Origin of the sequence: Klebsiella sp. RHBSTW-00484 (assembly GCF_013705725.1) — a bacterium.
GTDB lineage: Bacteria > Pseudomonadota > Gammaproteobacteria > Enterobacterales > Enterobacteriaceae > Klebsiella.
Genome location: NZ_CP055481.1, coordinates 3,787,174 through 3,809,897 on the forward strand (window position 1 = coordinate 3,787,174; position 22,724 = coordinate 3,809,897).

The 22,724-nt window shown below is 58.1% G+C and carries 17 protein-coding genes and 1 pseudogene; 5 read left to right on the forward strand and 13 right to left on the reverse strand.

The window, feature by feature from the left end; genetic code table 11:
- Positions 1–102: 102 nt before the first annotated feature.
- The 10 genes from HV213_RS18060 to hpxU all read right to left on the reverse strand — a co-directional run bounded on the left by HV213_RS18060 (position 103) and on the right by hpxU (position 14,724).
- Complete coding sequence (locus tag HV213_RS18060; protein WP_181482756.1) at positions 103–498, reverse strand: hypothetical protein; 396 nt, start codon at positions 496–498, stop codon at positions 103–105.
- Positions 495–5,966: a two-partner secretion domain-containing protein gene (locus tag HV213_RS18065; protein WP_181482757.1), complete on the reverse strand. Its 5,472-nt coding sequence runs from the start codon at positions 5,964–5,966 to the stop codon at positions 495–497. Before HV213_RS18065 ends, HV213_RS18060 begins: the two co-directional genes overlap by 4 nt.
- Before the next feature lie 181 nt (positions 5,967–6,147).
- The gene (locus HV213_RS18070; RefSeq protein WP_181482758.1) at positions 6,148–7,833 is read right to left on the reverse strand and encodes a ShlB/FhaC/HecB family hemolysin secretion/activation protein; all 1,686 of its coding nucleotides are present in this window, start codon (positions 7,831–7,833) and stop codon (positions 6,148–6,150) included.
- A 515-nt stretch (positions 7,834–8,348) separates the two neighbouring features.
- On the reverse strand, positions 8,349–9,584 hold the full coding sequence (hpxK, locus tag HV213_RS18075; RefSeq protein ID WP_181482759.1) for an allantoate amidohydrolase: 1,236 nt from the start codon (positions 9,582–9,584) through the stop codon (positions 8,349–8,351).
- Positions 9,581–10,822, reverse strand: coding sequence for a pyridoxal-phosphate-dependent aminotransferase family protein (locus HV213_RS18080; protein WP_181482760.1), 1,242 nt, complete (start codon positions 10,820–10,822; stop codon positions 9,581–9,583). The genes hpxK and HV213_RS18080 overlap by 4 nt, the downstream gene beginning before the upstream one ends.
- Positions 10,823–10,832: 10 nt before the next feature.
- Positions 10,833–11,573 (reverse strand): amino acid ABC transporter ATP-binding protein, encoded by a 741-nt coding sequence (locus HV213_RS18085; protein WP_004100907.1) that lies wholly within the window; start codon positions 11,571–11,573, stop codon positions 10,833–10,835.
- Positions 11,554–12,210, reverse strand: coding sequence for an amino acid ABC transporter permease (locus HV213_RS18090; RefSeq protein WP_167492880.1), 657 nt, complete (start codon positions 12,208–12,210; stop codon positions 11,554–11,556). The genes HV213_RS18085 and HV213_RS18090 overlap by 20 nt, the downstream gene beginning before the upstream one ends.
- A complete protein-coding gene (locus tag HV213_RS18095) occupies positions 12,210–12,875 on the reverse strand; it encodes an amino acid ABC transporter permease (protein ID WP_181482761.1) in 666 nt (221 codons plus the stop codon). Before HV213_RS18095 ends, HV213_RS18090 begins: the two co-directional genes overlap by 1 nt.
- Before the next feature lie 9 nt (positions 12,876–12,884).
- The gene (locus tag HV213_RS18100) at positions 12,885–13,670 is read right to left on the reverse strand and encodes a transporter substrate-binding domain-containing protein (RefSeq protein WP_181482762.1); all 786 of its coding nucleotides are present in this window, start codon (positions 13,668–13,670) and stop codon (positions 12,885–12,887) included.
- 214 nt (positions 13,671–13,884) lie between these two features.
- A complete protein-coding gene (hpxU, locus tag HV213_RS18105; RefSeq protein WP_181482763.1) occupies positions 13,885–14,724 on the reverse strand; it encodes a MurR/RpiR family transcriptional regulator HpxU in 840 nt (279 codons plus the stop codon).
- Between the two features lie 168 nt (positions 14,725–14,892).
- On the opposite strand from hpxU, the gene hpxW reads away from it, so the two are divergent.
- From hpxW to hpxZ, 4 genes are read left to right on the forward strand one after another with little or no spacing between them, the layout of a single operon-like run.
- Positions 14,893–16,476 carry an oxamate amidohydrolase gene (gene hpxW / locus HV213_RS18110; protein WP_181482764.1) on the forward strand — a complete coding sequence of 528 codons (1,584 nt, stop codon included), beginning with the start codon at positions 14,893–14,895 and terminating at the stop codon, positions 16,474–16,476.
- Positions 16,477–16,485: 9 nt separating this feature from the next.
- Positions 16,486–16,674, forward strand: a complete 189-nt coding sequence (gene hpxX, locus HV213_RS18115) for an oxalurate catabolism protein HpxX (protein WP_181486449.1) — start codon at positions 16,486–16,488, stop codon at positions 16,672–16,674.
- Positions 16,671–18,068 carry an AtzE family amidohydrolase gene (locus tag HV213_RS18120; RefSeq protein WP_181482765.1) on the forward strand — a complete coding sequence of 466 codons (1,398 nt, stop codon included), beginning with the start codon at positions 16,671–16,673 and terminating at the stop codon, positions 18,066–18,068. The genes hpxX and HV213_RS18120 overlap by 4 nt, the downstream gene beginning before the upstream one ends.
- On the forward strand, positions 18,065–18,451 hold the full coding sequence (gene hpxZ, locus HV213_RS18125) for an oxalurate catabolism protein HpxZ (RefSeq protein WP_167492792.1): 387 nt from the start codon (positions 18,065–18,067) through the stop codon (positions 18,449–18,451). The genes HV213_RS18120 and hpxZ overlap by 4 nt, the downstream gene beginning before the upstream one ends.
- 165 nt (positions 18,452–18,616) lie before the next feature.
- Here hpxZ and puuE read toward each other — a convergent pair whose 3' ends face one another.
- From puuE to HV213_RS18140, 3 genes and pseudogenes are all read right to left on the reverse strand, one after another.
- Positions 18,617–19,516 carry an allantoinase PuuE gene (gene puuE, locus HV213_RS18130; protein WP_228288632.1) on the reverse strand — a complete coding sequence of 300 codons (900 nt, stop codon included), beginning with the start codon at positions 19,514–19,516 and terminating at the stop codon, positions 18,617–18,619.
- Positions 19,401–20,309 (reverse strand): annotated as a pseudogene (hpxA, locus tag HV213_RS18135) (allantoin racemase). Before hpxA ends, puuE begins: the two are co-directional and overlap by 116 nt.
- Complete coding sequence (locus tag HV213_RS18140) at positions 20,309–21,025, reverse strand: GntR family transcriptional regulator (protein WP_181482768.1); 717 nt, start codon at positions 21,023–21,025, stop codon at positions 20,309–20,311. The pseudogene hpxA and the gene HV213_RS18140 overlap by 1 nt, the downstream one beginning before the upstream one ends.
- Positions 21,026–21,169: 144 nt before the next feature.
- Here HV213_RS18140 and HV213_RS18145 point away from each other — a divergent pair, with 144 nt between their 5' ends.
- Positions 21,170–22,657 (forward strand): NCS1 family nucleobase:cation symporter-1, encoded by a 1,488-nt coding sequence (locus tag HV213_RS18145; RefSeq protein WP_181482769.1) that lies wholly within the window; start codon positions 21,170–21,172, stop codon positions 22,655–22,657.
- Positions 22,658–22,724 lie beyond the last annotated feature (67 nt).

The window sequence follows — 22,724 nt, forward strand, 5'->3', positions numbered from 1 at the left end:
AACAAACATCCGATTTGAAATTTTCATTGTAATGAGCCCCTTTAAAAATAAAAGGGGCATTTAACAATCGACCGTTCACCACTGTTCAGGCGATTAATGTATTCAATCTAGCTTAGATCCGGGAACGTAGTCAGGATCCTCGTCATCAGAATCCCAAAAATTAACTGGAGAGGCATATACGCCATTATGTATTACAGGACACCATCCAAAATCATTATAAAATAAAGACAGTTCAACAATCTCATATATATCATCACTTTCTTGGTTTAAAGTTATTAGTGCAGGTTCGTAATGGGTATACAAGCCTCCTGCTCCTGCCATGGCTCGTTCCTCAAAGAGTTCTCGGTCCCAATCATAGACAACACCTAGTGTATCTGGAATAACTGTAAAAAACATGATCTCAAATTTATCAGAAACCTGAACTCTACATGGTATATTTTTTTGCTTTGAGAGCATTCCGGTAATTAAGTTATCTGGAAATTTAATCTTCAACATCATTTTTGCCAACCTTTAGGAACAATAACGTCCCCAGTAAAATTTTTCGCAAATGTGCTCACTGGACTAAAATATTGTATACCCCAAGGGTCTCTTATAGCTACAACCGATACGCCATTTCGCGTAGTAACTCCATCGACAACAACAAAATGAGAAAAACTACTCCCTCCAATTTTATCTTCGATACGGGTGATAACTGGCGTACCATTTGCGGTGTAACGAGACAAGTCATTCACATTTCGATTCCCCCAGGCAATCGAGTCGACTCCTTCTAATTTTAGTATATTAGAAACTTGTGATGGTGTTATACCGCGAGATGTTGGCGGCGTATTAGATATTAATTTAACAATATCTACTGGTTTACCCATCGTATCCAAAACCATACCACACGAGTTGTGACCACATGTTGGCAACATCCCTTGATTAACAATTGCTCGATCTCCGTTGCGAGGGATAGCATTGTCTAATAAAGGGTGCCTTCTACCTGCCATCCCTGCAGTCTGGCCCTTATTACCAATACCAAAGTTACTGTTATTTAGATAGTCGACCGTCTTTTTCGGCAATCCACTACCTGCCGATATCTCCTTTTTAACAATATCAGCAACAGGCTGAACGTTAAACACCTTCCCCCTTAAGGTCTCATCTGCATTTTTAACTACCTCTGATGCCAGCTTTTTCACAGCTTCCGAAGATTTGGCTACAACCAGAGTACTACCCGCCCCCAGAGCTCCCGTAGTTATCACAGATTCAGGTGCAACAATATCAGCAGCGTATATTCCAGCCTGATTCAGGCATAACACCGGATTCGTTTTACAACCAGCAATAACCAGTCGAGCAGCCAACACCATTTCTGGTGCTACGCCTAAGAGCGTCATGCCACCAACGGTTAATACCTGTCCTCCAGCCCCAGCCAGCGCCGCCATAACAGCCGCTTCACGACGTGCTGTTACACGTTTTGCTGCATTTTTGTCTCCTTTTGACGCCGCAAGAATGTCCCGCTGATTATCCAGTGCATATTGCTGAAGCATATGCTCCGTCATGTTGTAACGGTAAACCGACTGGGCGCTGTCGGCACCGCTGTATGTTCCTTCCGGCGTATGAGTGACCAGCGCACCGGCTAATGCGCCAAAGAAACGGGCGGTTTGCTCTTTCCCTTCGCTCCCGTTTATCGCTTCCTTAAGCAGCGCAAACTGTCTTTCTTTCTCATTAAGATACGCAGGTTCAAATAGCGAACTCTGCATCACAATGCCCGCCAGTTCCGCCGCCAGCGCCCCTGCCGCAGCCCCCTTACCATCGCCGCCGGCAATTTCGGCGCTGATGCCCGACAGCACCGCGTGGCTGAGCATTTTACCTTGCGGGCCAAGCACCTGACCGTTGTCGCCAATCAGCCCCGCCCCTTCGGCATTAATCTGACCAGCGACGTTAGCCAGCAGGGCCGTGGTCAGATTGTCTTTATAGCTTCCGCCGTTGATGGCAGTGTTCAGGCTGGAGCTGATAACCGACTGCCCGGCAACCCGCTGGGCGATTTTGGTCCAGCCCTCATCTTTGATAAGCACAGGTAAACGGGCTTTATCTGCCGGAACGTCCAGCGCCATCATCTTGTCGAACCCGGCCAGCGCGCCGCCAATCGCCATCGACGTTGCCAGCGATTTCACCGAACTGCTGCTGCCCATCGTTTTCAGGGTTTTCGACAGGTTGCCCTTGTGTTCAACCAGCGCCACCGCCGCCTGAGACATCAGCGATGACATCCCGGCATAGGCAGAACCATAAACCATCGTCGCGGTCGCGCCTGCCGCACCAGTGGCCGATACCGCACTTGTCGCCGCCGCTGCGGCCAGTCCGGCACCTGCCGTCACAGCAGCAACGGCAACGGCAATCACCGCCGCCACCACCGGATTCAGGCTCTGGCTCTGGTGGTTCCAGCCATCGTAAGCGTTCTTAACCGCATTCCACTGCACATCGCTGCGGGTATTCAACCCCTTCAGCCACGCGGTACCTGGCAAAGCCCCCAGTGCCGTAACGGCCCCCTGCAGCGTCTGGGCGTTTTGGGTACGCACATCGGCGCTAATGCCTTTGGCTGCATCGATGGTCAGCTTGCCGCCCGCATGAATTGACGGCAGAACCCATTTACCTTCGTTATATCCCCGGTTGCTCTGCTTGATGTAAAAACCTTTCGAGTTAGTCACCGTCTGCTCGAAAGTGGTGTTTTTCACTGCCCGGAAGTTGACCTTCCCGTTGGTACTGGTGAGGCGCGCGTTTTTCCCTGCCGCGATTTTACTCGCCTCGTAGGTGCTGTCGTCGCGGCTCAGCAGGTTGATATCGCCACCAGCGGTAAACTCGGTGACCCTTTTGATCGTCTCGTGCTTCGTCTTTTTGATGGTGGTTTTCTTACCCCACCACTTGCGTTTGACAGTTTTCTTCTCGTAGTGGCTCGACTCCTCCATCGCCTGGGCATACAGCCAGCCGCCTTTTGCCGCCACGTCCATTGAGCCTTTTGCGATAAGCCGGGTCGCCTGGAACAGAATGCTGCCGCCGGAAATCACCGTCAGCGCCGCACCTGAATTCAGCGTGACGCCTGTCTGGGTGACCGCTTCGCTCCAACTGCTGCCCTTTTCCCTATATTGGGTCCCCTTCACCGCTTCAAAGCGCATATTGCCGCCGGAGGTCAGGAAGATATTGCCGTTGGAGGTCAGACTGCTTCCCGCCGCCTGGATAGTGCCGTTAGCGGCCAGCGTCAGCTGTTTTACCCCACGAATGCTGCTGAGTACGTTGAGTTCATCGCGGTTATTGTCATTCTTGCTGTCGGTGACGCTGTAGCCTTTAGCTGGCAGCAGGATATTCCTTCCGGCCTGCAGAGTGGCTTTATCTCCGGCGACCACGCTGGCGCCGGGCAGCGAGATATCCGCCGCTGCGTTGATCAGCAGGTTTTTGCCTGCCTTCAGTACGCTACGCAGTTCCGGCGTACGGCTGGTGGGGAAATACGGGCTGAAACGTTCGCTGAGGGTACGCATACTGAAATCAGCCTGCGCCCTTGAGGTCATGCTGATGTTCCCGCCAGCCTCCGCGCGAATGCCTTTTAAGGTCAGGTTTTTACCGCTGCTGAGGGTAATATCGCCCGATGCTCGCAGCGGGTCGCCCGGCAGCATGCGGTTAAACAGTTCCTGTTTCCGCTCTGTAGAAAGCTGAACGCCGGGGCGCTGATGGTCCAGCATCGCTTCATTTTTATCGACGGTGATATCACCGCCCGCCGTCATGGCGATGTTTTTGCTCTGCACCGGCAGGCGGGTGTTTTTGAGCAGAATATTGCCGCCCGCGTTAATGAACAGATCGCCAGTGGCTTCGAGGCTTCCCTGCCAGCGGGTGCCGTCGGCATGGAAGTAATGCGGCGCTTCGCTGGTGTGCGAGGTGACGTTGCCGCTGCGGCTGACGAGGGTAATATTGCGCCCTTTCAGTTCGCTCTGCCTGGCTTCAAGCCCGCCGCCGGAGAGTACGGAGATATCCTTCCCCGCCGTCAGTAGCGCCTGCATCATGCGGGTGGTTTTATCCGCCAGCAGCGTGATGTCGCCGGTCGCCTTCATCACATCGCTGGTAATAATCGTGCCGGAGCGCAGGAGGATATTATTGGCAGTGATGGTGTCGGGGCGTGCAATGACGCTGGCGTATTTAGCGCCGCCGGGATGTGGTTCGCTGCTTTCGATGCGGTCGGAGAAGTCAGCAACCAGGTTGCCGCCTGCTTTTAGACGGGAAACATGTAATTTACTCTGCACCCAGTCGGTTGTTTCGCTTGAATGGCGGAATTTATGCTCCTGTTGAAAACCATATATTCTAGAAACCCCTTTTTCTTTCTCCGGGGCAAGGGCTCGGGGAACAGGATTACTTCCGAAGAAGAAATACTTTTTCAAAACCCCTTCATAACGGTTCTCATTAATCAGTGAACGTCCGGTCAGTATTGCATCACGAGCAGCGCTAATATCTCCCAGCCGGTTAACCAGACTACTGGAATGGATATAGAGATTTTGCCCCGCGCTGATAACCGGTCTGGCCCCCTGAATTTGCACGGTATAGCGCGTTTTTTCAGTATTCAGCCAGGTCAGGTTTGCAAAATCTACCGATCCGAACCAACGCACAGGCTCACCGGTATCCATCACCCCAATTACCCCTGCTGGAACCATGACAGCAGTTCCGTGCGGCCCTAAATGTGTCCAGTACCAACCCAGCCGGTTATTCGACACCAGCGCACTTCCCGGCTTCTCCGTCCGCACCACCGCCTCGACTTTATTAATCACATTCTCAAGCCGGTCCGTGCGTATCACCAAATCGCCGCTGTTGGTCTGAATACGCGCCGAGCGGTTCTCCACCAGCCTGGCCTTATTCCCCTTCGCGTCCTTCTGGATCCACATATTCTTGTTGCTGTGCAGCGCTGCGCCGTTGGTATTGCGCACCGTGTCAGCGAAAATACGCATATCGCCGTGGGCGGTGGTGGAGCTACGGTTTTCCAGCGTGGTGGCAGCCAGGGTCATATCGCGGTCGGCCCTGACGCTAGCACCCGCCGTGGTGGAGAGGCTACGGGCGCTGACGTTCAGGTCGGTCTGCGCTTTCACGTTGCCGAGGGTGATTTTCCCCGCCGTAGTCAGCGAGATGTCCCGCTGGGTCGAGGTGATGTCATTAAGATTGACGCCAACGCCTGCTTCCGTTGCGACCAGACGTATTTTATTGGCATACATGCCGCCAAGGGCTTTGGTGTCTACCGCCAGTTGGGGCTTTGTTCCCTCTCCGGCAATGGGTTTAATGCTGCCGTCCTGAAAATTAACCCTGTTCGCCCCCTGGGTCAGGCTCACCGTGCGACCGCGAATTTTACCGTTCAGCTCCGTCGCCCGGCTGATCACATCAACATATTCCGCCGAACCGCCGTCAAGGCCCTTGCTGCCGATAATCACGCTGCCTTTTTTCACCTCCAGCGCGCTCAGCGCCCCCTGCTTATCCAGCTGCGGTTTACCGGTGGTCAGCGTCACGCCAGGGGTATTGATAAAGCTGCACCCGTCGCAGGTAATACCGTTCGGGTTGGCAATCATCACGTTAGCCTTCTTCCCGGCCACCTCCAGCTTGCCGTTCAGCGTCGAGCGGGTGCCGCTCGTCACTTCATTGATAATCAGCTCCGCCGCCTTGCCTTTGAGATTCGGGTTTGCTCCGAGCTGTCCGGCCAGCTGCGATTTCGCCGCAGCGGTGGCGTTATTCAGCACCGCGCCGGGCGCATTAATGCTGAAATCGGTGTAGCGGTTATGCGAGATCCCCGCAGAATTGGGCGTGGCGATATTGACCACCGGGACGTTGCCCGGCTTCATCACTACTTTGCTGTTGCCGTTCGCCGCCGTGATACCGGCGGCAATGGCGGGGTGCATGGGCTGCACGGCGGTCAGATAAATCAACAGCCAGCCTGCCGCCCGCGCTAACGGGTGGAGTGGTTTTTCCATTGTGATAAACATCCTTATTTGTTGTGCCAGCAGTTAAGAACCTATCCCATTAGGGCTATCTTATTTGCCAGTTTGGCCCTGGGCAGTGCTCAGAACCCTCACGTACTACGTGTACGCTCCGGTTCTTGCGCGCTGTCCGTGTCCAAACTGCCTGCAACGATTACGCCTACTGGGATAGGCTCTAAAGCGTGAGGGTGGCCTGCCAGTAAACCACCGGTTTATCCGGGCTCAGCGAATCGGGCCAGGCGAGCGGGAAGCCCACGGAGAGCGACTGCGTAAACCAGCGCCCGCTCAGCTCCAGTCCCAGAGAAGATCCGACTACGTTGCCGCCGGCAATTTTTCCGTTCTCGCTCATCACATGACCCGCATCCAGCGCGCCAGTCAGCGACAGCGTCCCCAATCGCGGCAGGGTCAGCCACTGCCAGGTCAGCTCATTACGCAAATAGCCGCCGCGGTTGCCGGTCAGATACTGCTCCTTAAATCCTCTGACCGAATACTGGCCGCCAACGGAAATGCGCTCGCTGGCATAGAGGGTGTCAGGGGTGGTCTGGCCGTATGCGGAGGTCAGCCAGTACAGAGAAGGTGTCACGGGATAAAACCAGCTGCCGTTGAGGCTGAAACGACGATATTCACTGCGCGGGAGCGACGGATGCGCCGGGTCATCTTCCGTTGAACCGGCAAGATCCAGACCATGAGCGAAAGCGGGACCAAGCGTCAGCCAGCCGCCTGCCAGCGAGCGACTGTAGTTAAGGCCGGTAGTCAGGCTAGTGAGCGTTGGACTGCTGACGTTCAGACGCACGCCGCCGAGGCTGTTTTCGGTTTTACGCCGGGTGAAATCGACATCCAGCGCCAGCCGCTGTTTGCCATCTCGCCACAGGGTACGGTTCACCGTCGCTCGCTGAGTCTGCACGCTGCCGTCATAACGCCAACTGGCGGATGATTGCCCTGTCGAAACAGGCTGATAAAAGTCTGACCAGCCGTACTGCACACTGAAAAGCCAGTAGCCATAAGGCAGGGTAACGCCCGCCTGCAGGCTGCGGCTGCGTCGATCGTGGTGAAACTCGCTGTCGCGGGCGGCGGAGAGCGACCACTGGTCCGCCAGCCGCAGCAGGTTGTCTGCCACCAGCCCGGCGTTCATCTGCCCGCGTCCGGTGCTTTTTTGCCCGCTATTGTCCGCCCCAAGCGTCAGGCTGACGGGAAAGCGGGTGCTGGTCGGGATCAGTTGAACCCGCGAGTATCCGGCAGTGTTTCCCGGCAGGATATCGATGGTTAACTGGCGGGAAGCAAGCCGGTTGAGGCGCTCAAGCCCCTGCTCCAGATCGCGCAGATTAAGCACTTGCCCTTCCACGCCGGGAAAAGCCATCCGCAGCGCCGCTTCTTTTTCGCCGTCGACGCGGACCGATTCCACTCGCCCTTCGGTCACGGCAATGTTCAGCCTTCCTGTGGAGATATCCTGTTCCGGCAGCCAGGCGCTGGAGGTGATATAGCCTTTTTCGAGATAGGCCTGGGTGATGTCCCGAACGCGCTGGCGAATATCCTGAAAGGTCATACAGCCACGAGCCGGAACAGCGGCAAAGCGCGTCTGCGCCTTACGGGAGAGCACCGTCACGCCGGAGACCTCCACGCGCTGAAGCGCATAACAACGGCTGTCTTCGGTCAGAGCTGGCGCATCGGGCAGACGCGGGGGCGGCGAAGTACCCTGCAGCGAGTCACGCTGCTGCTGGGCCTGTTCCAGCAGCGCTTTTTGCTGCTGCTCAATAGTATTGTGGTCAGCCGGGCTTAGCGGTGCAGCCGCCAGAGAAATGGGGAAAACCAGCAGAATAGCGGCGCTGAAAAGCGCGCAGGGGAAAGCAGATTGCACAGGCATCGAAACTCCATTTTCGTGACTTGGTGCAAATAATTATCATTAACAACGCCATTTAATCCATAATTCCTCCACAATTGCGGCTGAAAAATGACCATTTTAGGAATAGTGATCGGTCGAATGGCTGATGGTGTCTTAATTACAAGAGACACAGGATGGAGACGCAGCGCTGAAGCCATTCCCGGCTCGCGCTGCGCTTAGCCGAGCTACAGATTCGTGCGGTCTGAGGGTTGGGTAGCCCGGGTAAGGCGTCAGCCGCGACCCGGGGGATGTTGATGCTGATGCTGGTCTGCTTTTCCCGGGGGCGGCGCAGAGCGCCTTGCCCGGGCTACAGGTTCGTGCGGTCTGAAGGTTGGGTAGCCCGGGTAAGGCGTCAGCCGCAACCCGGGGGATGTTGATGCTGATGCTGGTCTGCCTTTCCCGGGGGCGGCGCAGAGCGCCTTGCCCGGGCTACAGGTTCACTGCGGCCTACGGACAAGTAGCCCGGACAGGCGCACCGCGCCGCCTCCGGGATCCGTTTACAGCTTCAACACCGCGCGCGAGTACGCGTCAATTGCCAGCGCCACATCATCGGCGGTGACCGACTCGGCGGGGTGATGGCTGATGCCGCCTTTGCAACGCACAAATAGCATCGCTGACGGCCAACGCTCGGCGATAGCGATGGCATCATGCCCGGCGCCGCTCGGCAGTCTAATTGAACACCCCTGCACCTCCTGCACCGCCTCGCTTAATACCTGCTGCAATTTGCTATCGCAGGCGGTGGCAGCAATGCGGTAAAACTCTTCGGCGCTGAATTGCAGATGGCGACGAGCGGCAATTTCCTGCGCCCGCGCCAGCAATCTGTTCAGCAACGCCTCGAGCGGCTGATCGTTTGGCCCGCGAATATCCAGGGTCAGCGTCACTTCGCCGGGGATAACGTTAACCGCGCCGGGGGCGCAGCGCAGCGTCCCTACCGTAGCAACCAGATTTCCACCCTGCTCGCGGGTCAGGTTCTCAACCAGCACCATCCACTCGGCGGCGGCGGCCAGCGCATCTTTGCGATGACTCATCGGCACCGTCCCGGCGTGCCCTGCCTCGCCGGTAAAGCAGCAGTTCAGGCGGCGTGCGCCGTTGATAGCCTCCACCACGCCCAGCACCAGCCCTTCTTGCTCCAGACACGGCCCCTGCTCGATATGCAATTCCAGATAAGCGGCAATCTCCTCCTGGCTGCGGGCAGCAAGGTGAATACGCGCCGGATCCAGCCCGACCAGCACCATCGCCTGCGCCACGCTAACGCCATCGGCATCGGTCTGCGCCAGCCAGCTCTCAGGCCAGGTACCGGTCAGCCCACGGCTGCCGAGCAGCGTAATGCCAAACCGCGTCCCCTCTTCATCACCAAAACCGACAATCTCGATAGCCTTTTTCAGCCGCCGCCCCTGTCGGTGCAAACTGTGCACTACCTCAATCGCTGTCAGTACGCCGAGCATGCCATCGTAGCGCCCGGCGTTGCGCACGGTATCGAGATGCGATCCCAGCAGAATAGCCGGTGCGCCTTCCTGTTCCCCTTCGTAGCGCCCGCAAATATTACCGACGCTGTCCTGCCAGACGGTCATTCCGGCCTGGGTCATCCACAGCGCCGCCTGCTGGTTGGCCTGCAGATGCTGGGGTGACAAATAGACCCGGGTCAATCCCTCGGGTGATTCACTGATCGTAGCCAACTCATCGGCGCGAGCCATAACTCGCGCTGCCGCCTGCTGGCGTGTTGTTTGACTCATTGCGCGCTCTCGCTGCGATAGTGATCCCACGCGGCCTGCATCGCTGCGCCCTGAGTGGTCGAGAATTTGAGATAGTTGAGCACCGACTCCAGCGCGCTGAGGGTGGTCATCACGCAATCTTTACGCGCGTTGTAGCCCATGGTGCCGATACGCCACACTTTGCCGTGCAGCGGGCCGAACGAGGTACCGATTTCAATGCCGAAATCTTCCAGCATCAGCTTGCGCGCCTGGTCGCCGTTGACGCCCTGCGGGATCACTACGCCCAGCACGTTGTTCATCTTATGTTTCAGATCGCCGAAGGTCTCCAGCCCCATCGCCTGGATGCCTTTTACCAGCGCGTCACCGTGCAGTTTATGGCGGGCGATACCGTTATCCAGACCTTCCTGCAGGATCAGACGCGCGCATTCGCGGGCAGCAAATAGCGCCGAAGTGGCTTCGGTATGGTGGTTCAGGCGCTCCGGCCCCCAGTAATCCATAACCATGCCGAGGTCGAAGTAGTTGGAGTAGATCATCTCTTCGTCGCCGTCGCGATGGGCATCGGTACGGATCCCCTCTTCCACGCATTTACGGCGGCGAATGGCCTCTTCCATGCGCGCGCTGAGGGTAATCGGCGAGGTGCCGGACGGGCCACCGAGGCATTTTTGCATCCCCGCCGACACCGCATCCAGCTGCCAGGCATCGGTTTCCAGCGGGTTACCGCCCAGCGAGGCGGTGGCGTCGGTATAGAACAGCACGTCATAGCGGCGGCAGATTTCCCCCAGCTCCGCCAGCGGTTGCAGCATAGTGGTGGAGGTATCGCCCTGTACCGTCAGTAGCAGGCGCGGGCGCACACGTTTGATGGCATCTTCAACCTGATCCGGGGTAAACACTTCGCCCCACGGCACTTCGATGGTGTGCACTTCCGCCCGGCAGCGGCGGGCGATTTCACACAGCAGATGACCAAAGCGGCCAAATACTGGCACCAGCACCTTATCGCCGGGACGAATAGCCGAAATCAGAATCGCTTCAATCCCCGCCCGCGAGGTCCCGTCCACCAGCATCGTCCAGCGGTTTTCGGTGCGAAATACCCCACGGTACAGCGCCATCACCTCATTCATATAGTGGGTCATCGCCGGGTCATACTGGCCGATAAGCTGGCTCGACATGGCGCGCAGCACGCGCGGGTCGGCGTTAATCGGACCAGGCCCCATCAGCAGGCGCGACGGCGGGTTGATTTGCGAAAACTGAGTGATATCCATCTTTAAGTCCTTATTGATTGAGGCCGCGCACGGATGAAATAAACTGCTTCAGCTCGCTGGTCTGCGGGTTGGCAAACAGCGTTTTGCTGTCGCCCTGCTCCCAGACGCGTCCCTGATGCATAAACACTACGCGGTCGCCCACTTCGCGGGCAAAATTCATTTCATGAGTCACGAGAATCAGCGTCATTCCCTCCGCCGCCAGCTGCTCCAGCACTTTGAGCACTTCGCCAACCAGCTCCGGGTCCAGCGCCGAGGTTATCTCGTCACAGAGTAAAACTTTTGGCGACATTGCCAGCGCCCGGGCAATCGCCACGCGCTGCTGCTGGCCGCCGGAAAGACTGGACGGGTAGTAATCAAGCCGGTCGCCAAGTCCCACCTTTTCCAGCATCCGCTGAGCCAGTTCGCGGCACTCGGCGGCGCTCTTTTTCAGTACCCGGCGCGGCGCCAGCATGACGTTTTCCAGCGCCGTCATATGCGGGAACAGGTTAAAGTTCTGGAACACCATGCCGATAGAACGGCTGATTTCCCGCGCCTGGGAATCGCGGTCGGTAATGGTCATCCCGCCGAGCTTAATGCTGCCATCCTGATAGCCTTCAAGACCATTAATGCAACGCAGCAGCGTGCTTTTGCCGGACCCGCTGCGGCCGATAATCGAGATAACTTCGCCCATATCGATATCCAGATCGACACCCTTGAGCACGTGGTTATCTCCGTAATACTTCTGCATCTGATTAATGGTGATGAGAGGCATTGAATTTGTTCTCCAGATAACGGCTGTAGCGGGACAGCGGGTAACACAGAATGAAGTAGCCCAGCGCCACCAGCGCAAAGACTTTAAACGGCTGATACGTCACGTTGGTCAGCATCGTTCCGGCTTTCGTCAGCTCGACGAAGCCGATAATCGACGCCAGCGCCGTGCCCTTAATCACCTGGACGGCAAAACCCACCGTCGGGGCGATAGCGATCCGCAGCGCCTGCGGGGCTACCACCCGACATAGAGTCTGACCAAAGCTCAACCCCAGACAGCGCGAAGCTTCCCACTGCCCTTTTGGTAGAGCGCGAATACTTCCAAACCAGATATCGAGCAAAAAGGCGCTGGTATAAAACGTTAGCGCCAGCGACGCCGCGGTCCATGCCGAGACGTCGATGCCGAACAGCGCCACGCCGAAAAAAGCCAGAAACAGCTGCATCAGCAGCGGCGTTCCCTGAAACAGTTCGATATAGCCGCGGATCAGGCGTTTTACCTGGCGTCCACCGGTCATACGCAGAAGCAATAACGGCAGAGTGACCAACGCACCGCCAATAAACGCCACCAGCGACAGCAGCACCGTCCAGCGCCCGGCGAGCAGCAGATTGCGGACAATGTCCCAATCGGTAAAGGTGGTCATCATGCCTGCACCCCCAGCCATTTGCGCCCTGCCGCCATCAGCAGCTGGCGCATCGTTATCGACAGCACTAAATAAATTCCCGTCGTCACCAGATAGACCTCAAAGCTGAGGAAGGTGCGCGACTGAATCAGGTTGGCGGCGAAGGTCAGCTCTTCATAAGAGACCTGCGATACCACCGATGAACCGAGCATCACAATAATGCACTGGCTTACCAGCGCCGGATAAATACGCTGTAGCGCGGGCGGCAAAATCACCTGAATAAAGGTCTGCGTTCGGGTCAATCCCAGCACGCGCCCTGCCTCCCACTGCCCTTTCGGCGTCACCTGAATTCCGGCGCGCACGATCTCGGTACTGTAGGCCCCGAGGTTCACCACCATCGCCAGCAGCGCGGCCTCGCCTGCCGTCATCTTTAGCCCCAGATTCGGTAAGCCGAAGACGATAAAAAATAGCTGGACCACAAACGGCGTGTTGCGAATCAGTTCGACATACCCGCCCCAAATTCGGCTGAACCACGTGGTGCGCCCGCTGCGGATAGCCGCGCCAAAAATGCCTATCGTCAGGCCGCCGATGGTCGCCAGCACCGTCAGCTGAATGGTCACCCACAGCCCCGCCAGCAGCTCCGGCCAGTGCGGCCAGAGCTCAGAAAAATGAAGTTGCTCCGTCATGCCCGGGCCTTACGCGCCAAGGCTGGCAGGCAGCGGCGCTTTCAGCCACTTTTCAGACAGAGCGTTCAGCGTGCCGTCTTTGACGCCTTGCTCAATCAGCGCATCCACTTTCGCTTTCAGCGCCGGTTCATTCTTTTTCAGCCCGATAAAGCACGGCGAATCCTTCAGCATAAAGCTCGGTACTGGGGCTTTGTCGGCGTTCTGCCGGGAGATAGCCGCCACCACCAGGTTGCCGGTGGCCACATACTGCACCTGGCCGGACAGATACGCCGACAGCGTGGTGTTGTTATCTTCGTAGCGCTTAATCTGCGCCTCTTTCGGTGCGACGCCAGTCAGCACCATGTCTTCCACCGCGCCACGGGTCACGCCAATGCTTTTACCACTCAGCGCCGCCGGATCTTTCAGCTCCGCGCCTTTCGGGCCAAACACGCCGAGGAAGAACGGCGCGTAGGCGCGGCTGAAATCAATCACTTTCTCGCGCTCGGCGTTTTTACCGAGGCTGGAAATCACCAGGTCCACCTTATCGGTTTGCAGATAAGGTACGCGGTTGGCGCTGGTGACCGGCACCAGTTGCAGCTTGAGCTTCATCTCTTTGGCGAGATAGCGCGCCATATCGATGTCGTAGCCCTGCGGCTGAAGGTCGGTGCCCACCGAGCCAAACGGCGGGAAATCCTGCGGCACCGCAATGCGGATAACGCCGCGTTTTTCAATATCCTGGAGCTGGTCAGCCTTCGCCGCCGACAGGTTGGTTAACAGACAAGCGGCCCCGGCCAGTGCGATCAACAGTTTCTTCATGATGTTTACCCGTTACGTTAGCATGAAACAAAAGATTCTTTAAAGTCACTTTTGCAACTAATGTGCCAAATAAAATTGACGCTAACGTAATCGGCAATAGCGCGGTTAAATGCGGGAAAAACAAGGAACAGAGAAAGGAAAAGAGGAAACGCAGCACCGTTTCCTCTTCATTTTATCGCACCGAAATAATGCAAAGCACCACGCTGACGCCCCATTATCGTTGTTCAAGTTCTTCCAGTTGTTGGTAAAGGGTCGCTATGTCGTGAATGCGCGGACGCCCTTTATCGAGGATTTCATGCAGGAAAGCGTTCGCCAGCAGATTGATCAGGCTATTGACCGAGGCGTAGCTGTCGTAGGCCGATACGCTATCCAGCGGCGCGCAGAGCTGCCAGCGCGCGAGCGGAAACAGGCCATGAGCCTGCGGCTCGCACATCAGCAGAACCGGGATCCCGCTGCTCTGTAGCTGCTGCAACAGCGGGCGAATAATTCGCGGGCGGCGGCGAAACGCCATCACCACCACCAGATCCTCGGCGGTTAAATCCACCAGCTCTTCGCTTAAGCTTTGCCCCGGCTGCGGCAATATTTGCACCTGCCCACGCGCCTGTAATAGCTGCTGGCGCAGGTGCAGCGCCGCAGGATAAGCATTGCGCATGCCGACAATAACAATACGCCGGGCGGCAACCAGCGCCTGAATCGCCTCGGCGAACTGCTGCACATCCAGCGCGTTGACCCACTGGGTCAGGTTCGCCATCTCCTGTTTATAGTGGCGCGCCAGCAGCGTATTGCCCTGCACCGCATCGCGGTTGTCGGTCAGCGGCATGCCGCTCTGGCGCAGAGTGCGCAGCTCATCGCGCATATCTTTATATTTCTCATAGCCCAGACGCTTGAACAGACGGCTGACCGTGGCCTTCGATACGCCGCTAAGCTGTGCCAGCTCTGCGCTGTTGTAACTAATCAGGTCATCAAAATGATCGAAAATAAAATCCGCCACCCGCTGCTCCTGGGGCGATAAAGACGCGTACTGCTCTTTTAGTCGTTCATCAAGCTGTTGCATAAGACCTCTGTAACTTTCGTTTCACCGCATCATAACCGTATCCGCTTTCATAATGCATGCCAGTTCCGCAAAAAATGCGCGGTGTCGGCAGCGGTTGAAACTTTACGTTCAGACATGGAACAGCTTTTGCAACCCTCAGCAAACGATTCTGTTAATTGAGGACACTCCATGCAAAGTCATGTTGCCGCCCACGGGATGGCGGTCGCCCCCCATCATCTGGCCAGCCAAAGCGCGCTGGCGGTTCTGCGCGAAGGAGGAAGCGCGATCGAAGCCATGGTCGCCGCCGCCGCGACGATTGCCGTGGTTTACCCGCATATGAACGGACTCGGTGGCGATGGTTTCTGGCTTATCGTCCCGCCCGAGGGCGACCCCATTGCCATCGACGCCAGCGGCGCGGCGGGTTCGCGGGCGACAATGCAGGCTTATGCCGGGCTGGCGCACATTCCCCATCGTGGCCCGCAGGCAGCGCTGACCGTGGCGGGTACCGTTAGCGGCTGGGATGAAGCGCTGAAGATTTCGCGCGATTTAACCGCAAGTGAGCTGCCGCTGACGCGCCTGCTGGAGGACGCCATCGGCTACGCAGCAAACGGCATCCCGGTCACCGCCTCGCAGGCCAGCGCAACCGCCGGTAAATTCAGCGAGCTGCGCGACCAGCCCGGCTTTGCCGAAACGTATCTGGTCGACGGCCAGCCGCCGAAAGCCGGCAGCCGCTTTTTACAGCCGGCGCTGGCGAACACCTTGCGTCGTTTAACAGAGGAAGGATTAGACAGCTTCTATCGCGGGCCGCTGGCGGAGCATCTGGCTCGCGGCATGGAAAAGTACGGGCTGCCGGTGACCCTCAGCGACCTGCAGCAGCATCGCGCCCGCCGTCCGCTGCCGCTCCGGCTCGATCATCAGCACGGCGAACTGTGGAACCTCGCGCCGCCGACTCAGGGGCTGGTTTCGCTGGCCATTCTCGGCATTACCGACCGGCTGGCGATGGCCGAGGCTGACGAAGCGATGACCGTCCACCGCATTGTTGAGGCCACCAAGCTGGCCTTCAGTCTGCGCGACGCGCATATCACCGACCCACGCCACCTGGATGTCGATATTCAAAGCCTGCTGGAACCCACCGCGCTACAGCCGCTGGCGGATAAAATCAACGACCAGCAGGCCGCTCCGTGGGGCACAGGCAAAGGTCCGGGCGATACGGTGTGGATGGGCGTGATCGATAAAAACGGCCTTGCGGTTTCCTTTATCCAGAGCCTCTACCACGAGTTCGGCAGCGGCGTGGTGCTGCCGGATAGCGGGATCGTCTGGCAGAACCGTGGAGCGTCGTTCAGCCTTGACCCGAGCCACCTGCTGGCGCTGGCCCCCGGTAAACAACCGTTCCATACCCTGAACCCCGCCGCCGCACGGCTAAACGATGGCCGGGTGATGGTTTACGGCTCGATGGGCGGCGACGGCCAGCCGCAAACCCAGGCCGCCATCTTCACCCGCTACGTAATGCAAAATGCGCCACTGCAGGAGAGCATCACCCGGCCGCGCTGGCTGCTGGGGCGCACCTGGGGGCAGACTTCGGACTCACTCAAGCTGGAGGGCCGCTTCAGCGCTGAAAGCATCGCCCAACTGCGCGAGCTGGGGCACGACGTTGAAGTTCTGGCCGATTTTAGCGAAGTCATGGGCCACGCCGGGGCGATTGTTCGCCACCCCAATGGCCTGTTTGAGGGGGCCAGCGATCCGCGCAGCAACGGCTCCGCCGCCGGATATTAGGAGCCGATGATGAACACACCACAACCCGAATGGGATGCTTATCTCACACAAATGGAACAGCTGCTGGCGCTGGAGCTGGACGATGAACGCCGCGCAGAGCTCAGGGTGCAGTTCAGCCGCATTGCCGCGATGGCCGGGCCGCTGCTGGTCTTCCCCCTCGACGAGCGGGTCGAAATTGCCGGAGTGTATAAAGCATGAAGCTCAATGAAATGACGATTCACGAAATACAGCGCGCGCTGACCAGCGGTGAACTCAGCGCCAAAGAGATTGCCCGCCATACGCTGGAGAACATCGCCCGCGTTAACCCGCAAATCAACGCCTGGACCCATGTCAGCGAAAAGCGAATGCTGGCTGAGGCGGAGAATATCGACACCCTGCGGCGGGAAAAAAAGCCTCTGCCCGCGCTGGCTGGCGTTCCCTATGCGGTGAAAAATCTGTTTGATGTCGCCGGGCACACGACCCTTGCCGGAGCACAGCTGCTGAGCGACCGTCCTGCGGCGACTGCCGATAGCTGGGCGGTACGCCAGCTGCATAGCGCGGGCGCGCTGCTATCCGGCATGCTGAATATGGATGCCTACGCCTACGGTTTTACCACCGAAAACAGCCACTACGGGGCGACGCATAACCCGCACGATCTTTCACGGATCGCCGGAGGTTCTTCAGGCGGTTCGGCGGCAGCGGTGGCCGCCGGGCTGGTGCATTTTTCGCTGGGGAGTGATACCAACGGCTCTATTCGCGTCCCGGCCTCGCTGTGCGGGATATTTGGCCTGAAGCCGACCTTTGGCCGCTTGTCGCGATCCGGTAGCCATCCGTTCGTCGCCAGTCTCGACCATATCGGCCCGTTTGCCCGCAGCGTTTGCGACCTTTCAGCTGTTTATGATGCGCTACAGGGCCGCGATCCCGCCGATGGTTTTCAGGCCGACAAGGCCAGCGAACGCACGGCTAATCTGCTGCTGCGGGGCCTGGAAGGCCTGCGCTGCGCCACCCTCGGCGGCTATTTTTCAACCTGGTGCGATAACGATGCGCGTACCGCTGTCGCCCGCGTAGCCCAGGCGCTTGGGGCGCATGAAGAGCTGATCTTCCCGGAGGCCGAACTGGCCCGGTCGGCAGCGTTTATTATCAGCGCTTCCGAGGGGGGAAATCAGTACCTGCCAGCCCTGCGCCGCGAACCTGAACGTTTTGAGCCAAATTCCCGCGAGCGCCTGCTGGCAGGGGCGATGATTCCAGCGTCCTGGTATCTTCAGGCCCAGCGCTTCCGCCGCCACGCGCAGCTGGCGTTCAAAGCCCTGTTCGCCCACGCCGATGTGCTGATCGCCCCAGCGACGCCTTGCAGCGCCACGCTCATCGGCGCGCAGACGATGGAGATCAACGGCCAGCCGCTGCCCATTCGCGCCAGTATGGGAATGCTGACCCAGCCTATCTCTTTCCTTGGGTTACCGGTGACCACGGTACCGCTGCGCACGGCGAGCGGGCAGCCGATTGGCCTGCAATTAATTGCCGCGCCGTTTAATGAACAAGCCTGCCTGCGCGTGGCGCGGGCGCTGGAAGAAATGGGCATGACCGATGCCCGACCTGCGGAGATAGCAGCATGATGACGCAAGAGCATATTAACCGCCCGCTCGTCCTCGCCGAGGTAACGGCGGCGTTTTACCGCTATGAGGAGGCGCTGGTGAGCAATGATATTGCGGTGCTGGATGAGCTGTTCTGGCACGATAAGCGCACGGTACGGCTGGGAGCCGGGGAAAACTTATACGGTATCGACGAAATACGCGCCTTCCGCGCCGCCCGTCCTGCGGCCGGTTTGCAGCGCGAACTGCGGCACACCACCATCACCACTTTCGGTGAAGATTACGCGGTGTGCAGCACGGAATTCACCCGAGCAGGCAGCGAGCGCATTGGCCGTCAGCAGCAAACCTGGGTGCGTTTCCCCTTTGGCTGGCGCATCGTCGCCGCCCAGGTCAGTTTGATGAGTTAAGTCCTTGTGCATTTCCCGGTGGCGCTTCGCCTCCGGGAAATCCTGCAACACTCTGCGGCCTTACCCCGGGGGCGGCGCGGTGCGCCTTGCCCGGGCTACGGTTCAGCGTCGCCTGCAGGCCGGTAGCCCGGGTAAGCCGCTTGCGGCGCGACCCGGGGAACAACGTTACCCACCAAACGGATGAAATTCGCGCCAGTGGTCGGCAATCTGCTGACGGGTACAGACCCAAACCTGGTCGTGCTGCTGAACATAATCAAGAAAACGCTGCAGGGCACGGAAGCGGCCCGGACGCCCAAGCAGGCGGCAGTGCATGCCGATAGACATCATCTTCGGCGCGCTGGCCCCCTCTTCATACAGCACATCGAAGCTGTCTTTCAGATAGGTGTAAAACTGCTCGGCGGTATTGAACCCTTGGGCAGTGGCGAAGCGCATATCGTTGGCATCGAGGGTATAAGGCACGATCAGATGCGGCTTACGCGTACCGTCGCTGCACGCCACTTCGCTCCAGAACGGCAAATCGTCGCCGTAATAATCGCTGTCATAATCAAAACCGCCGTGTTCAACCACCAATTGGCGGGTATTGGGGCTATCGCGCCCGGTGTACCAGCCGGTGGGTGGTTTGCCAAAAAGATCGGTTAATACCTGCACCGCTTTATTCAGATGCTCCCGCTCATGCTCAATGGGCATATTCTGGTAATGGATCCAGCGCCAGCCGTGGCTGACCACGTCATAGTTCGCCGCTTTAATCGCCTCGACCACCTCGGGATGACGCGCCAGCGCCATGGCGACGCCGAACACGGTCAGCGGCAGCCCACGCTTGCTGAACTCATTATGGATGCGCCAGAAACCCGCGCGGCTGCCGTACTCATATAATGAGTCCATCGACATATGACGGTCGGGATAGCTGGCGGCACCGATGATGTCGGACAGAAACTGTTCGGAACCGGCATCACCATGCAGCACATGGTTTTCCGAACCCTCCTCGTAGTTCAAAACAAACTGCACGGCAACCCGCGCGTTGTTCGGCCACTGCGCGTGCGGCGGCTGCCCGCCGTAGCCGCGCAGGTCGCGCGGATAATCGTCTGCCCAAAATGCCATCTACCACCTCTTCAATTTAAAATGGATTTAATGCCTGAAATTTGCCGCTCAACGCCTTAGCTTCGGGAAAGGCTAGATCGCCGTACTTGCTGGTCGACAGACCTAACGCCACCAGCGACTCAACCATTTTGACCGCCGCGCTGACGCCATCAATTACCGGCACGCGCAGCTCGCGAGTCAGCTCCTGAGCGATCGTCGCCATTCCGCCGCAGCCCAGCACGATAGCCCCGCAGCCATCCTCCTTTAGCGCCTGAATACAACGCGCGCGCACCTTCTCCTGCGCCAGACCGCTGCCGTCTTCCAGCGCCAGCACCGGTAAATCAATCGCGTGCAGCGCGGCGCAGTGGTCGTGAAAACCATACTGATGCAGGAGATGACGAGCGATAATTAAGGTGCGCGGTAGCGTGGTCACGATGGAGAAACGGGTGGCGACCAGCGTCGCCATATGCATCGCCGCTTCCGCAATCCCCACCACCGGCCCTTGCGCTAGTTCACGCGCTGCCAGCAGACCCGGGTCGCCGAAACAGGCAATCACGTGACCATCCACCCCCTGTTGACGAGCGGCGTTGATCTGCTCGAGCACGCCGACGGCGGCAATGGCTTCATCAAAATGGCCCTCTATTGACGGCACGCCCTCGCTGGGGCAGACCGCCAGAATTTCGGTTCCCGGCGCGGCAACCGCCCGCGCGGCGGCACCGATGGTTTCCGTCATCCCGGGGCTGGTATTGGGATTTATCACTTGTATACAAATAGCGGCCATTACGGCTCCTTATAACCGGCAAACAGCCGGGCAAAATCAGGTAAGGTCACGCCAGAACGCTCAAAGCAGAGGCTGGCGACAATATGTTCAAAATGGTGCGTTAGCGCATCGCTCAGAGGCTGCAGCGCTTTGTCGCGTAATAGCTGAATAAGCTGTTCATGATCGTCACAGCGGCAGCCCTGACGCCACGGCGATCCCCATGCCGCAATAACTAATGAAGAGCGCTGGCTCAGGCGGGTCACCATCTCGGTGAGCACTTGATTGCCGGAAATCGCCTGTAGCTGTATATGAAACTCGGCGGAGTAGCGGATCGCCGCCGGGCCGTTATAGCTTTCGTGCGCCAGCTGCTCCTGACGGGTAATGGTTTCCAGCGCCGCCAGATGCGGCGGCTGGCAGCGCGCCAGCACATCCGGCAAATTCGCCACCTCCAGCAACGCGCGGGTGCGAAAGATCTCCTGCGCTTCTTCTACCGTCGGGCTGGCGACCTGTGCACCACGTTTGGGCGTCAAAGTGACCATTTGCACAGTGGCGAGTCGCTGCAGCACTTTTCTGATCCCCGTACGGCTCACGCCAAACACCTCTGCCAGGGCCTCTTCCGGCAGTTTGCTTCCCGGCGGCAGCTGATGCTCAACGATAGCGGTCATCAGCGCCTGATAGATTGATTCGTCTTTGTCATGCAGCTCTGGCGCGGCCTGCAGGCGATGTTGGTTGTTCATTAACCACTCCAATTTTTACTTTTCGATGCCAAATCGTATACATAAAAATAAATTATTGCATACAAAATTAACTGTTTTGGCCTGAATCCTGCAACAACCCCTGCAATCCATTTAAACGGGTTTTCATTTACAGGAGCAGGTTTCATGCCAAATACACAAAATACGCACCAGGTTAAGGCCGCTGATCCCCACGCTGGATACAGCCCAAGACTTTGCAATGAGGATCTGGCGCCGACGCGCGACCAGAACTGGAGCTGGTACAACATCTTTTCTTTCTGGATGTCGGATGTGCACAGCATGGGGGGTTATGTGGTTGCCGCGAGCTTCTTTACTCTTGGCCTGGCAAGCTGGCAGGTGCTGCTGTGCCTGCTGGTGGGGATTTGTATCGTTCAGCTGTGCGCGAATCTGGTGGCGAAGCCCAGCCAGATGGCGGGCGTCCCCTACGCGGTGATTTGTCGTCAGGCGTTTGGCGTCTTCGGGGCCAATATTCCGGCGGTGATCCGCGGACTTATCGCCTTCGCGTGGTACGGAATTCAAACCTATCTGGCGGCCAACGCGCTGATGCTGGTGCTGCTGAAATTCTTTCCTTCGCTGTCGACGTTCACCGAAGCCAGCTTCCTTGGCTTGTCGCATCTGGGCTGGCTGTGCTTCGCCACCATGTGGCTACTGCAGGCAATGGTGTTCTGGCACGGGATGAGCGCCATTAAGCGCTTTATCGATATTGCCGGTCCGGCGGTCTACGTAGTGATGCTGGCGTTAGCGGGATGGATTGTATACAAAACCGGTTTTGACGGGATCTCCTTTACCCTCGCCAGCAAATCGCTGAGCGCCGGGGAGCAAACCTGGCAGATGATCACCGCCACCGCGCTGGTGGTCTCCTACTTCTCCGGTCCGCTGCTCAACTTTGGCGATTTCTCGCGCTACGGTAGAAGCATGGGCGAGATCCGCCGCGGCAACCGCTGGGGCCTGCCGTTCAACTTCCTGCTGTTCTCTATCGTGACCGTAGTGATTGTTTCCGGCACCCAGTCGCTGTTTGGCCGCATGATAACCGACCCGATTGAAACCGTCAGCCGCGTGGGCAACGACCTGGCGGTCGCCATTGGCCTGCTGACCATGATCACCGCCACCATCGGGATTAATATTGTGGCTAACTTTGTCTCTCCGGCGTTCGATTTCTCGAACTGCTCGCCGCAGAAAATCAGCTTCCGTACCGGAGGGATGATTGCCGCCGTCGGGTCAATCCTGCTGACGCCGTGGAACCTGTTTAACTCACCGGAGCTTATCCACTACACCCTCGACGTCCTGGGGGCGTTTATCGGCCCGCTGTTCGGTATCCTGATCGTCGATTTTTACATCATTAAGCGCGGGCAGGTTTCGGTCAACGACCTGTTCGATGACACGCCAAAAGGCCAGTACTGGTACCGCAACGGCTTTAATCCGAAAGCTATCGCCGCGCTGGTGCCCTCCGTCGCTATTGGTCTGATCATCAGCTTTATTCCAGCCCTGCACGAAGTGGCTAACTTTAGCTGGTTTATCGGCGTGTTCCTGAGCGGCGCGGCCTATCGCTGGATTGCCCGCGACGAACGGGTCGGCGCCACTGCCGGTTTTAGCGCTCTCGCCCAGAAAGAGTGATTCTGCTCCCCCCGCCGCGGCATCCTGTCGCGGCGGTTCTCCTCCTGCGCAAACTGGCATCAATCTT